This window comes from Bacillus sp. 7884-1, from assembly GCF_002272245.1.
Taxonomy (GTDB): Bacteria; Bacillota; Bacilli; order Bacillales; family Cytobacillaceae; genus Neobacillus.
In genome coordinates, this window is record NZ_NPDD01000171.1 from 1 (window position 1) to 13668 (window position 13668).

General features: G+C 34.3%; 15 protein-coding genes. 5 read left to right on the plus strand and 10 right to left on the minus strand.

Translation table 11 applies throughout. From position 1 onward, the window contains the following. On the minus strand, positions 1 to 138 hold a 138-nt coding region (locus tag CHI06_RS19880), incomplete at its 3' end, for a VOC family protein (RefSeq protein ID WP_179292707.1). Positions 139 to 752: 614 nt separating this feature from the next. Next, on the minus strand, positions 753 to 2027 hold the full coding sequence (locus tag CHI06_RS19890) for an IS110 family transposase (protein WP_095250355.1): 1275 nt from the start codon (positions 2025 to 2027) through the stop codon (positions 753 to 755). Positions 2028 to 2774: 747 nt separating this feature from the next. Between CHI06_RS19890 and CHI06_RS19900 the strand changes: the two genes are divergently transcribed. Continuing rightward, complete coding sequence (locus CHI06_RS19900; RefSeq protein ID WP_095250357.1) at positions 2775 to 2957, plus strand: hypothetical protein; 183 nt, start codon at positions 2775 to 2777, stop codon at positions 2955 to 2957. Between the two features lie 453 nt (positions 2958 to 3410). Here the strand turns inward: CHI06_RS19900 and CHI06_RS19905 are convergent, their stop codons facing one another. Next, positions 3411 to 3965, minus strand: a complete 555-nt coding sequence (locus tag CHI06_RS19905) for a DUF3231 family protein (protein ID WP_095250358.1) — start codon at positions 3963 to 3965, stop codon at positions 3411 to 3413. Between the two features lie 157 nt (positions 3966 to 4122). Here CHI06_RS19905 and CHI06_RS19910 point away from each other — a divergent pair, with 157 nt between their 5' ends. The 3 genes from CHI06_RS19910 (at position 4123) to CHI06_RS19920 (ending at position 6278) form a co-directional block, all read left to right on the plus strand. Continuing rightward, complete coding sequence (locus CHI06_RS19910) at positions 4123 to 4407, plus strand: transporter (RefSeq protein WP_179292708.1); 285 nt, start codon at positions 4123 to 4125, stop codon at positions 4405 to 4407. A gap of 641 nt (positions 4408 to 5048) precedes the next feature. Further along, positions 5049 to 5624, plus strand: coding sequence for a CBO0543 family protein (locus CHI06_RS19915; protein WP_257009379.1), 576 nt, complete (start codon positions 5049 to 5051; stop codon positions 5622 to 5624). A gap of 309 nt (positions 5625 to 5933) precedes the next feature. Beyond that, a complete protein-coding gene (locus CHI06_RS19920; RefSeq protein ID WP_257009380.1) occupies positions 5934 to 6278 on the plus strand; it encodes a DUF4131 domain-containing protein in 345 nt (114 codons plus the stop codon). A gap of 73 nt (positions 6279 to 6351) precedes the next feature. Here CHI06_RS19920 and CHI06_RS19925 read toward each other — a convergent pair whose 3' ends face one another. The 6 genes from CHI06_RS19925 to CHI06_RS30655 form a co-directional block, all read right to left on the minus strand. Then, positions 6352 to 6801 carry a DinB family protein gene (locus CHI06_RS19925; RefSeq protein WP_095250366.1) on the minus strand — a complete coding sequence of 150 codons (450 nt, stop codon included), beginning with the start codon at positions 6799 to 6801 and terminating at the stop codon, positions 6352 to 6354. Between the two features lie 211 nt (positions 6802 to 7012). After that, on the minus strand, positions 7013 to 7366 hold the full coding sequence (locus CHI06_RS19930; protein ID WP_095250359.1) for a GIY-YIG nuclease family protein: 354 nt from the start codon (positions 7364 to 7366) through the stop codon (positions 7013 to 7015). Positions 7367 to 7728: 362 nt separating this feature from the next. Continuing rightward, the gene (locus CHI06_RS19935; protein WP_095250360.1) at positions 7729 to 8220 is read right to left on the minus strand and encodes a hypothetical protein; all 492 of its coding nucleotides are present in this window, start codon (positions 8218 to 8220) and stop codon (positions 7729 to 7731) included. Positions 8221 to 8242: 22 nt separating this feature from the next. Continuing rightward, positions 8243 to 10957 (minus strand): DUF3289 family protein, encoded by a 2715-nt coding sequence (locus CHI06_RS19940; RefSeq protein WP_179292709.1) that lies wholly within the window; start codon positions 10955 to 10957, stop codon positions 8243 to 8245. Positions 10958 to 11881: 924 nt separating this feature from the next. Next, the gene (locus CHI06_RS19950; RefSeq protein WP_306453831.1) at positions 11882 to 12217 is read right to left on the minus strand and encodes a DinB family protein; all 336 of its coding nucleotides are present in this window, start codon (positions 12215 to 12217) and stop codon (positions 11882 to 11884) included. Then, a complete protein-coding gene (locus CHI06_RS30655; protein ID WP_257009381.1) occupies positions 12181 to 12330 on the minus strand; it encodes a hypothetical protein in 150 nt (49 codons plus the stop codon). The genes CHI06_RS19950 and CHI06_RS30655 overlap by 37 nt, the downstream gene beginning before the upstream one ends. Before the next feature lie 50 nt (positions 12331 to 12380). Between CHI06_RS30655 and CHI06_RS29430 the strand changes: the two genes are divergently transcribed. Then, complete coding sequence (locus CHI06_RS29430; protein WP_142300987.1) at positions 12381 to 12677, plus strand: hypothetical protein; 297 nt, start codon at positions 12381 to 12383, stop codon at positions 12675 to 12677. A 359-nt stretch (positions 12678 to 13036) separates the two neighbouring features. Here the strand turns inward: CHI06_RS29430 and CHI06_RS19960 are convergent, their stop codons facing one another. Continuing rightward, positions 13037 to 13606, minus strand: coding sequence for a dihydrofolate reductase family protein (locus CHI06_RS19960; protein ID WP_095250362.1), 570 nt, complete (start codon positions 13604 to 13606; stop codon positions 13037 to 13039). Between the last annotated feature and the right edge of the window lie 62 nt (positions 13607 to 13668).

The following is a 13668-nucleotide window of genomic DNA, read 5'->3' on the forward strand; positions in this document are numbered from 1 at the left end:
TACAACTACCCATCGCTTATCTTGTTCGGGTTGATATGTATCTTCAATTAGAGTAAAGTGAAGTTTCTTCGTATAAAATTCTATAGCTTCATCATATTCTTTAACAACTAGGGCTATATGAACAACAGATTGTATCATTTTTATAACTCCTAACTAGTTTTATATAATAATTATTATTATAGTCACTCCGTAATTTTTTTCTTGCTCAAATATTTGAAATATAATTTTTTTAACAATTCAATTCTATCTAATCGCTCACTAATAAAAAAATATTTATACATAAATTTCCGCTCTGTTTAATGGACAAAATCTAGGAAATTTCCCTTAATTCCCTATTATACTCCCTCAGATTGATACGAATATCTCTTGAATGCTCACTTATTCGCAGGATTTCATAACCTCTATAAATCGAATGACGGGTAGTTGGAATGAATTCAGATCATTTGGCTTCGTGAAGGCATGGTTAAATAAAGGAGTTAGCTACTACTCCATATTTTACCATATAATGCACATCTCCACGCCGCCCCTGGAGGCTTTCCCTCCCATGTCTCAACGGGTCAATTGCCCTCTCATTCCTTCGTCATGCCTATCCAAGGGGTGGAGGCCAGTTATGCTAACCTGATGGGTCTCATTGCCCTTTTGTATAAGAAATCTGGTACTCCGTGCATATTTGAAATCCTACGAATAAGACAACATTCAAAAGTTAAAGTCGATTTTTTAATTGGTATATTTTATAAACTAATGCTTTATTTCTAAGCAGCTAAAGGGATTAATTCTTGTATTTTATTAGGACAGTAAGACTCGTTTCGTCGTGCAATTCCTACAAAAATCCTTGCTAGTTTACCGATCAGTTTCATGATTGATTTCATTTTCTTTATCTTCTTAACCTTCACATTATGGGAATGTAGTGCTTTAAATTCAGGGTTATTCATCACAAGGCTCATAGTTGCTAAATAGAGGAATCGTCGTAGTCTTGACCTTCCACGCTTTGAAATCACAATCTGACCTCTCCATTTGCCTGAACTGGCTTCAGCTAGATGTAATCCCGCATGTCGTAATAGAGAGTTTCCATGAGAGAATCCACTTAGATCTCCTGACTCACCTAGTATCCCAGCTAATGAAATTTCACTTATCCCTTTAATCGTAAGTAGTTTTTGTGCAAATGGTATATTATAGAGAACTTCTTTAACTTGTTGTTCAACTCTTTCGAGTTGCTTTAAAGCGAGGTCATATTCTTCTATTAATTGTTCTAGATGGAATTTATAAGCATCAAGTGCTTGTCCCGTTCCTATAGAAGTTTTTGCTAGATTGATCAGTAATTGAGCTTTTTTAGGGCCTGGCTGTCTTTTCATTAATGACTTCCAGCCCCTCTGGACATCTAGTGAATCCATCGAAGATATTTCATTTGGAGTTGGAAACAAACGAAGGGTTGCGATTGCTCCTTTGCACGAAACATCGTTAAACACTTGTCGCAACTCTGGAAAGACAACATCCACCCATCGATTTATTTGATTTATAGACATTACGAGTCGTTTAACAATTACATCACGGTTAGACATTAGAACTCTAAGTTTTTCAAATGATTCTGAAGATGGACGAATAAAGGAGTAGTAGCCGTTTTTGACCATATCTGCGATAACGAGTGCATCTTTTTTATCACTTTTTGATTGCGTATTATCACGATTCTCTTTATTCCTTTTTACTAAGTGGGGATTGACTGTTACTACCTCAATGTTTTGGTCATATAACCATTTTGACAGGTTAATCCAGTAATGCCCTGTAGGTTCCATACCTACTATTACCGCATCTAGTTTTTTTAATCTTTTTAAATCACGAATCCAGTTTAATAGATTAACGAACCCCTCTTCATTATTTTCAAATGTAATAGGGTCTCCGACTACAATTCCACGGAAGTTAACTGCTCTTGCAACGTGTATTTGTTGAGCAATATCAACACCAACAATAAGATGTGTATCGGAAATTCTTTCAATTAGTTGATTTTGTTTGTCTTGCATTTTAAAATTCATAGTAGGGCTTCCTCCTTAAGACTCTGAGTTAGATTGGACTCTATACTCGTATCTTACTGAGGGGCTCTATTTTTTTCAAACCTGATAATTAACGATCTACAGGAATGCTAACCTGATCCGTTACTTGAAGAAAAAATTCTGGAATGCTATTCCCAACCAAAGTACAGATAAGATGAGCCAGAAAATATAACCTCTTTTTTTAAGAATCTATATCTCAATACCATTTAATAAAAAAATCACTCCTGCAATTATGTTCAAAATGCCAGAATAAAAATAATTTACCTTATTATAAGTCTGTAAATAAACGATTATTGCACAGATTAACAATATTACCTGTAAAAACAGTATAGGTTTAATTCTGTCTTCAAGAAATTGTTTTCTAAAAAATGAAAGCATTGTTTTATCTCCTAAATAAAAAATTAATGTCCATTGTATTATAACCAGTTTTCCCAATTACCTTCTCTTCAACTATCTGCTTCTTTAGTTCAATAAGAAAAAGCCACCGAAATGGCAGCTGGTTCTTAAAGGAAAGCATCCAGTAGTTGAACAAGAAGTACACAATATCCTCGTATTACGACATTGTTGTTCTTCATCTTACAGGTTCAATTTCAATATCGTACTCCCATTCCCATTGCATAATTTTCTCCTCCTGTTTAACATCTTTATGTCAATTTTTGTGGCTAAATTTACTATGTAATTTTCAACCAGAACTATATAATTAAGGTATTAAAAGAGAGGAGAATAAAAATGAAACAAGTTGCTCTCCATCAATGGCATAAAGAACATACTAAACGAATAACAGAATTTCATAAGAACCACGAAATGAAAATACTACGTGGTGAAAATGGAAACGGTTTGTTGGCTAAATGGGAAAGATTTTTTATAACAATGTCATTTCCCCTCTTAAAAAATAAAATACTTATTAATTGAACTGTCTTCAAAGGACAGTTCATTTTTTTTTCGCAATTTTGAGTCAAAAATCGCATTAAACGTTTTTTCCTCTTCAACTAAACTGCTTGTTAGCTCAAAAAAAAGGCTGCTTTTTTGGCAGCCAGATCTTTAAGGAAAGCACGCGTTTGCTTACAAATAGATTCATTATTTATGCATGAAACTTAATATTTCTTTTAAGTATTTCTCAGGCTTTACAACCCTGGAAAATGCCCACTATTTTTGAAAATATCTTTCTGTCTATTTTTCAATTTCATAACTCTGTCTTTTTGCTTTGAGCAAAATGACAGGATCATAGTTACCATGTAATAGTAAAGATTTTTTTGAACCATAGGTAATAGATCAAGTATTGATTGGCATATTAATCCTTCCTGGAAGAGCTTAGTGTGTTCTTGTGTTCTTGCCCACATGCTATTTACGCTATTTACGCTACCTCTAACTTAATGATTGGTGGGAACCATGTGGAACGTAAAACGGTGGTACCTTAATCCATCCGCGTTTTCGCATTAAATGTTTTAATCTAGTAGCGAAGGCAAATTTTTCCGCTTGAAACTGAATAAACATTAATCCGACATCTGTACGAATTGATTCGGAAGCAGCACCAGCAGCACGCATAATTAAACTAACGATTTTTAAAGATAATTCGTTTGCAATCACATCATCCGTTAATTTAACACCAAGAGGAATACTGTTAGGGTCTGATTTTGGCATATCTTCAGGGGCAGGGGGTAATGTAATTCCTTCCTTAATCATGAAATCATGAAGTCTTTCCCTTTGACTGGTCCCTAGTTTCATATCTTCTTCAAGTATTGCTTTTAGTTCATCATCCGACGTGGTATTTATACCTGCTTGAACAGATACTTTGGCTAATTCAAGTCCAGCTAAGTAAATCCAGCATGCCATTACTTCTCCGACATGTAGAGGTTGGTCTTCGTCTTGAACTGTCAGTGATTTCATGGCATCCATGATTGTTTCCATTATATTTACCATGCGACTCCCTCCTGATCTGGTAGTAAACTATACATATTCTTTGTATGATAAGATTTTTTATTCAGGGGGTACCGCCAATATTTTGGTAATTTTGTACCTAAGCAAATTACAACGGCATATTATGTTGGGCAATTATCTAATAAGGGAGTGAAAATATATGGCATTTTTTCTACCGCAAGGTTCAATAAGACAACAACCACAATCCCCACCACCTCCATACGTTCCACCAAAACCCTTTCCTTCACACTATTTAGTCGACTGTTTATATAACTACACATATGTTTGGTTAGTGAATGGGGAGGGATTCTGGTTTTACCCGACGTACCTCCAATATGGTGAAGTTGCAGGATATAGGTGGAATGGTACATTCTGGACTTACTCTGGTTTTGATGAAAGATTTATGGAAACGGTTGCCTGTTATCCAAACCCTACTTTGTACTAAAAGCAAAAGTTCCTTGTGGAAAATAAACCAAAAGGCTTTTTTCCAATTGTAGTTACCTTTAGAAATAATAAACGTTCATTAGAACTGTTCTTGAAATCATTTATCAGGTATATCTTATTAACCTGCTTCGTTAGCGTAATAAGGATTATTAACTTAGTTGCTTATCAAGAAGAGATTTAAAGCTAATTTGTGTATTAGGATTGTTTATAAGTCTTTTAGTTAGAAAGGTACTTTGCAAAAACTTCCTTACTGGCTTATTTACGAAGAACAAACGATGATACTTTTCATAATCGTATAACTTATTAAACCAGTTATTTTTTCTTAATTCTTCAATATGCTTATCTATTTTCTTTGTATTTAATGAGTATCTTGTCCGATACTTCCAAGCAGTCCTGCAATAATCTCAAATATCATAAAATCGTCTCCTTTAGAAGATATATTCAATAGTATAATTTCCTCTAAAAGTTAGACCAAATGCCCCACCCATATTAAACTATCCTCCCCTTTAGATTAATAAGAAAAGGAGTTGCCGCAGCATATCCTTTAAGGGGGGAAGGCTCCTGTTTTTCTTAAGAAACACCATTGCATAATTTATTACTTAACTGAAAAAAATATATTATTACTATGTTTTTGGAGGTGTAATGGAATTGGCATTTGAGAAGGGGCTCGCTCAATCAGAAAAAGCTTATAATCAATTAACTGAGATCAGTTCTTTATTTGCAAATATAGTGAAGGAAGAATTTCTCTCAACATGGCAATGGTGGTTTGGTCTCGCACTATTTATTGTTCCATGGATTGTTTGGTTTAGATTTAGGAAGAAAGATAGCACGGGACGTCTCCTTTTAGGCGGCTTACTGACTATTTTATTATCACTTACAATCGATCTTGCTGCCTTATCTTTAGGGCTCTGGTCATACCCAATGGTAATCATCCCTCTAGCACCTTTTCTATTTTTACCTTATCACTTTTCTTTAGCACCCGTTGCGGTAATGTTAGCTCTACAAATTAAACCAAAAATGAATCCCTTGTTAAAGGGTATCATATTTTCTTCAATTGCGGCATTTGGAGGAATGAATTTCTTTAATGCCATCGACTTCTACAACCCTAAGAATTGGTCCACTCTTTATGATTTTATTATTTTTTTAACTTTTTATTTTGCAGCTTATTCGGTTACAAAAATTGAGAGCTATACTAAATTAGATAAGGGAAAAATCTAAAAATGTATTACGATTTAAAGGATAAATAAATAAGCTCAAATAACTAATTCCCCATTCTAAAGAAGCATATTTTGCTTCTTTTTTATATTTCTAATTATTAATAATTCAAACATCCCTTATGTTTCATATTTTTTAATCTCAAGTTTTCTTAGTTATTTCATTCATTCCTATGAGAGAATTTAATACTCTAATTCAAAACTTAACCTGTAAATTTCTCTAAAGGGCTTCATTCGAATGACAACCTTTTATGGTAATGGAATTTTATGTTAATATAAACAATAATGTGGTAATTTGGGGGTGAATATAGAAATGCCGATGGAGCAGGAAACAATGGGTATGTTAATAGTTGGTTTCTCTATCATAATAGGTTTTACGTTTATTATCGTTTTACTATTGTTATTTTCGAAAAAACGGAAACCCTTTCGTATGGCCTATACATTAGTAATTGGATTTTTACTATTTTTCAGCTGGGCTGTTAGCCAAGCCATAAAAGCAATCAGTTTTGATGTAAATCATCCAATGGCATCAGAAGAAATATCTTTGCGTCTTGGAATTTCAGGAGTCCTTTGGGCAATCAGTATGTTCTTTTTAATCCTTGGTTTAATTAAATTTTCATTAACAAAAACAACGAATATAGAAACATTACACAAATAATACTTGTTATGTTTAAAGGCATCGGCATGAACCGATGCCTTTGATGTGACATTTATTTTGCTAAATCTACACATCATCTTTTAAAAGTAATAAAGTCAACATTAATAGGTTCCAGGTCTGCTACTCTTAGAAGTTGATTAATTTGTCCTCGGTGGTACTGGCCGTGAAGAGCGACATGAGTTAGGATTTCCCTTATTGTATTCCGAAACTCTGTACCTTTACTATTTTTATAGGAAACTACTCGATCTAGGTCCGTATTGGATAAATTTGAAAGTAATTCAGCGTAATTATGATAATTTTGATTAACCATCTCTACACAGGATTCTAAACTAATATCTGCCCAGATTGGTAAATGCGAACTATCCGCGCCCATTAATCTAGTAAACCAAACGTTTTCCGCATGAAGAAGATGGGAGAAGAGATTATTCACCTGCCTGTTCTCCACCGCACCGTTTTGTAAGGTTTCAAGAATTCGTTGATTCGCCCAATGTACATGCTTACACATCGATTGGATTGTTTCCAAAAAAGCACCATCCTTCCTCATTCTAAACAGAATCTCCTTACCACTGCTCATTTTATGGTAATTAACAGTTCGATTATACTGAAATATTCAGAAATATAACATCAATTCAATTACTGTATAAATGTGCCAAATATTAGTACAAAGGATGGCAGAAGTATATATTCTTATGGCCGAAATCAATATTTATGAATACCATAAAAAAATGATCAGTTTACTTTTTTTGGTTATAACCACGATCTCCATATGGTTGTAACTTTTCTAACCATTTTTCTTCTAGAGCTAATAATGCTTCCTTCTCGTTAAAATAAGGTTTATCATTCTTTTTCAATTTTTCTAGTATGTCAATTATGAAAGCATCTTTTCCGTACTGGTTCCATTCTTTTTGCAACTCTTTGTTGGTGGTATACCCATTTGTTTCAAGCATAAATTTTATACCGTTTAGCGTTTTAAAGTTTTTCGTACTTCCAACCAATATTTTATTGTTGATCCTATTCTTTATCTGATAAATTCCTGCTTCAACGGATGTTTCCTTAAATTGTTGTTTCAACTCTTTTTTGCGATCCATGTTTTTCACCTACTGTAATTCATTTATTTTTTTATCCAATAACTACTACCATCAGATTTACGGTCTTAAAATCCGTATTCGACTAAATATCTTCTTATTATTCAACCAATAGAACTTACCGATTTTTTCCGGGGCAATGTAAACGATTAAGGGTTATCACGTATTAAACAACGCATATAAAACTTCAGCACCTTCTGGTACGATAAACTATTAATAATGAAAAAAAGCGCCTTCTACCGAAGTAGAAAACACTTGTCATTATGGCATATTCTCGTGTTATTGAATGTCCTATATAACGTACAATAGTACCGGTGGTCTGTGTTTAGCACCTCTGTTTTATATGTTAGTCTATGGATAGTGTATCATTCAACAAGCTTATCCTCCATAAAATGCATCCGCTTCAGGACCTTTCCTTCCTTACTTTTATCATAAACATTGTACTCTTTTTGTGGTTCAGCATCTGACCAAATGATCGATGCAATGAGATCATGTTTATGATGTTCCATCCGATCCGTATTCATGTAACTTTCATCAGGCTGCCAGTCTCTTGGCAAATCGTCACTTTCCCTATAGAAGGACATATAAAAAATCCTATTTTTTCCTTCTATTACGTTCATTTCACCTTCAACTGGATGATTCTTAATGTATTTTTCAACTAATTCTTTCATATTTTTTAAATCATTTGGTGGGTTCAGAATCATGTAATGCTTTCTAAGAGACACCACTTCTTCATCCTTTTTACCAACAACTTGTTCTGTATTGGCAATTTCGAAAATCTTTGTTTCCCCGCTTGAGTCCTCATTCTTTGTACATCCAATTATGTAGAATGAAATGAAGAATGTACCAATAATCAAAACTAGAATTTTTAAATTAACTTTAATTGCTCAATTCCCCCTCGAATGGTATATCCATTTCCATTAAACTAACAAAGGGTTTATATTCGCCATCATAATCTTCATGGTGCTGTAAGACAAACCAAGCACGAAATCCTGCTAAGTTAACATACATTTTCTCCACATCTGGCTGATCTAACCCAAAATGATCATATAAACGAACATGCATAACCCCTTCAAAGTGATTGTTCTCTACTGAAAAATCTTTTACGGATATCGTATTCCCCCATGTATCATTTACGGTAATTGTAAGTCCGCCTATTCTATCACCCCAGCTGCTAAACGTCGGGTAAGAAGCATTATCCTGTATATTTTGATAAAATGTATTCGTTGCTTTTGTACTTTTATCAAACCGAAGTGCTGCCAAATTTCCTCCATTTTTCTTTAGCTCATCAACTAAAGCATTTTTGACATAGTCAACATAGGCTTTTGTTGTCTCATGCTCACTAGCTTTTTTAGTTAAAGTCTGATTACTATAATCTGCACCAGTTCCCTCCTCAAAATGATCAATCATATCTAAAACTACATCTTCCATTTCTCCCGTAGAAAATAAGTCTGTTGACATCATCTCGAACTCATCAAATAATATACCTGGGAAATATGATTCAAGTAATTGAAGATGGAACATCCAGCTAATGTCAGTCATTTCATCTCCTGTATAATCATCCGTTTTCATATCATTCGCTACATTTCCATTTTCATCATGGCCTTCTGGTCTATCTGATTGAAAAATGACTAATTCGGATAAATCAGAGTTCAACGGTCTTGAATCCTCATTATCAAAAATTCCATCTCCATCACTATCTTTTTTGTCAGGTAAACTGGTTGGAAAGAAACCTTCAAAATGAATCGTAATTCCAAAAAACTCAAACGTGAATGTTCTCAATGGACCCATTTCTTGCCCATCGGTTAATCCATCTCCATCACTATCTTTCAAGTCAGGATTCGTGTAGATTTTACCGTATGGTGTTTTCATTCCTTCAATTTCATAGGTATCATATAAGCCATCCCCATCTGAATCTATCTCTCCACCACCGGGACCATCTCTAGTTACATCAAGATTCTTTGAGTAGTCAGTATCCTTACTCCAAAGCTCCAACCATTTTTTCTTATCAACAATCATATATTCACTAAGCTGAGTAGTTTCCACACTTATTGTATTCTGACTTGTATCTAACACAGTGTTAAGGCTTTCAAACATTTCCTCCTCTTCATTATACCAAATGATGCCTAAATCATTTTCCGATGTCTCTCCAAGCTGTGCTTCATCATAAGTAAATCTAATGCTTGCTTTATCAAATTCTGATTGAGTATTGATCCTTACAGGAGAACCAATAAGACCGTATAAATTAGCTGTTTTGATATTGACTTTGTTTATTGTAATTCTAGTTGTTTTATTAATATTATCCGTTGCACTAAAACTAACTTCTACACTAGTAATTTCTGATTTATCAGGCTGATTAAATGATTTACGAATAGATTGTTTATGAAGTTCTTGTGAATCCGGGGTCTCGTCATTATCACTGTCTGCAACATTCGGATTTGTCTTTAAAGCAAATTCATCTCCATCGCTTAATCCATCGCTATCTGAATCATCCTTATTAGGTAATGAATCAAACTGTTGTACTTCAAATCCGTCAGTTAAACTATCTTGGTCGGAATCTTTCTTAATCAAAGTTGTTTGATAAACCTGCTCATCTTTATTATTCAGGCCGTCTCCATCGCTATCTTCATCTGCGTCACTTATGCCATTATGATCTGTATCATATTTTGTTGGGGAAATAGATGATTTAATCTCATATTCAATATTGTCCTTTAATCCATCCCCATCTGTATCCATTTTAAATGGATTCATTCCCTCTTGGTATTCTATTCCATCTGTTATGGTGTCACCGTCTGTGTCAGTGGTAGATTCAAAGAATTCTGTGTTAAATGTATAGCCTGCTTTTTCAAGTCCGAATAACACTTGTTTAAATGCATTTTGATAGGACTTTGCTGCAGGGATACCTAGATCTTTTTCTAGAAATCCATTAGCTTTTTCAGACATTTTCACAGCGTTATCCAAATGAGCTTTTATTTTATTTCCATTGTGATCCGATTGATCAGCGATATCTTTTAAGATGCCGATAGCATTTTTGTTGACAATTTTATCCGATAGATAAAAATTAAAGAGTATATCTGCAAGTAATACTTCAGTTGGTTCATTAAAATCGTTATTTGATGCATAGCCCCATAGATATATTGTTAACTTATGTTTGATATTTAAGAGCAGATCACTTTTTAGAACCACCTCTTTTATATACTCCTCTTGAACTGCTTGTTCATATTGGTTAATCAATTGTTCAAACATTTCAAGTTCATTCATATCTGTTTGATTAAAGTCTCCGGACTTATCAAATTCCACAATCAGATTATCTAGTGTATTAGAATCTAACTTAGCATTCTTATCTTTTATGACTGTTACGAAACGCTTTAATTCATTTATTGCAACCTTCTCATAGATTAATCCATCTCTGGTATCCTCATAGAATTCATATTCACTTAACCACTGTTTTACATTTTCCTCACTAGAAATCTTTTGTTGTCCTTGATTAGCATCGTTATTACCCTCGGCCACCACTGTTTGCCCAATTCCGCCGAAAACAATGGCAGAGCTCAAAAAAATATTCACCATACTTTTTACTTTATTTTTCAACATGAAAAGCTCCTTTATTAAAATATTCATTTTAACCTATAAAAATATAATTATATTGAGAGAAGCTGCATGCATTTACTATGGTGGTTACTTATAAAACTTAATTGGTTTAATGATCGAAGCATACGGTATAGTGGTTCCCATCCGAAGAAAAACTGTCAAAATCCTTGATATTATGGCATTAAATCACCTCCTCTATAAATACAAATCTATCAACGGTTTTCCACGTTGGAATGGTGTCAAAATAATATTTTTCGACACCTGATCAACAGTATTTTATTAATCTGTGAAACTATAACAGTAGCTATGTACGCTACGCCAACGCCATCGGATAAACTTGGTTTGTGGTGGGTGGATCAGTATGTGATGCACAATAGATCTCTGTGCAGCTTATGGTGCCGTACCCTCCTATGTCTCTTGGCCTACATTCCTTAGTTCAGTCTAGTCATAAAGCAAAGATTAGCGGTGCTCCTTTAGGAACTCTAGCTCGGATGGTGAAAATAGCGCAAGCTTCTCCGTGTCATCCTATTGTCTTACAGCTTATTAAAAGGGTGATGGCGTAGCTGAATCGTCCATCTTTAATAAGACGAGCTATTCGGTCATGTTTAATTGGTAAATTATCGTCTAGCTCCTTTGATCTTTTGACGTTCATAGGATTAACCATAGCCAATAATTAACTTATGTTAATTTTAGTTTGTTTTTTTTACGATTATAAGGTAAAGATTTCCTATATTGTATATTTTTATATGGAGCTTCAGATTACCCTTGTCTATGAAAATTATCATAGAAAAAAAGTATCCGCCATTTAAAAAGGCACCTGTGTCACTAGTCGAATTAAGTCACCTCCGAAAAGTGCCAGGCACCTCTATTAATTTGGGTGCAGTGCATTGAACCTATGCCTTTTATGTGCCATTTATTTTGCTAAAATCATCTTTTAAATGTAATAAAGTCAACATTAATAGGTTCCAGGTCTGCTACTCTTAGAAGATGATTAATTTGTCCTCGGTGGTACTGACCGTGAAGAGCGACATGAGTTAGGATTTCCCTTATTGTATTATGAAACTCTGTACCTTTACTATTTCTATAGGACACTAGTTGATCAAGTTCACTAGGGGATAGATTTGAAAGTAATCCTGTAAAATTATGATTATTTTGCTTTACCAGTTCAACACACTTATCTAATCTGACCTCTTCCCAAATCGGTAATTGTGAACTATCGATTCCTTTTATTCTAGTAAACCAAATATTTTCCGCATGAAGAATATGCGAGAAGAGAAATTCGCCTGCTTGTTCTCCACCGCACCGTTTTGTAAGGCTTCAAGAATTCGTTGATTCGCCCATTGTACATGCTTAAACATCGATTTGATTGTTTCCAAAAAAACACCATCCTTCCTCATTCTATTTTTATGTGATAGTAAGCGATGGGATGTTTGATCATTTAGCCAAACAAGTGAAACCACTAAGATATAAAGCTTATAAGGTTGAAGTTGAGAAAACGACGAAAGAAACATCCGATCAGCTGTTGAAGCTCAGAGAGGCGGAGGATGCACAACTGACTACCATTTATGAGGAGTATAAGGATGGTTTAGAGAGTGCAGGAATGGATCTGTTTTTATTAGGATTTTTAGGGTTGATATTTTTGGCAGCAACTGGGAGTATCATATACTTTAAACAGGTGACAGACGCTCATGCTGATCAAGCAAAATATAGTATTTTGCGTTAAATTGGTGTTAGCAAACGGGAGATTAGGCACTCTATTGCAAGACAAACCATATTTATCTTTGGATTGCCTTTAGTAGTTTGGGATTTGCCATAGTATTTTCATTATACGAGCCTTAAGCACTTTATATGGGGCTGCAGATTACAACATCATCACTCCGATTATTACGGCTATGGGGGCTTATGTGATGATTTATCTCGGATATTATGTCTTAACGGTCCGTACTTCTAACCAGATTGTTAATAGGTAAAAAATCCGGCTGATACTATTTTGAATCAAATAGATCAGCCGGATTTTTTATCTAATTCTATACCCTTCAAACGACTAGTTAATCTCAAGATTCTGAATGAATCATACCATTCCTAATCTCTATCCAAATGATAGAGTAGCTGAACAACGCCTGAGGAGAATGATCTTGTATGAACTAATTTCAAATTTACCCTCTTTTGTAAATCCATAAACAACGGTTTTCCTTCTCCCAAAATAACTGGATGAACAGATAGTCTAAATTCATCCACAAGCCCTAATTTTATAAAAGTAGTAATTAGACTGGCTCCACCATATAACCAGATGTCCTTACCTGGCTTATTCTTTAATTTATTGACTTCTTCTAGTATTTGATCATTAATAAATATAGCTTTATCATCCGTCCCCTTTTGCGTTCTGGAAAACACATATTTTTGTTTACTATGTACTAACTCCCATAATTCTTTTTCAGTTTCCGTCACTTCTGTTTCTGGAGTGAATTGTCCCCATAACTCATAGCTCTTTCTCCCGTATAAAATGGTATCAATTTGATGTAAGAAATCAATAAAACCCATGTCCGAATCCATTATGCACCAATCAATTTCTCCATTTTTTCCTTCAATAAAACCATCTAACGTAACAGCTAAATCTAAAATTATTTTTCTTTGCTTTACTTCTGTAGACATCGTTCTGCCTCCTTTTAATTTATAAAATAGGCTGTGTTAAATTAGGCTGTTGATTTGTGCTC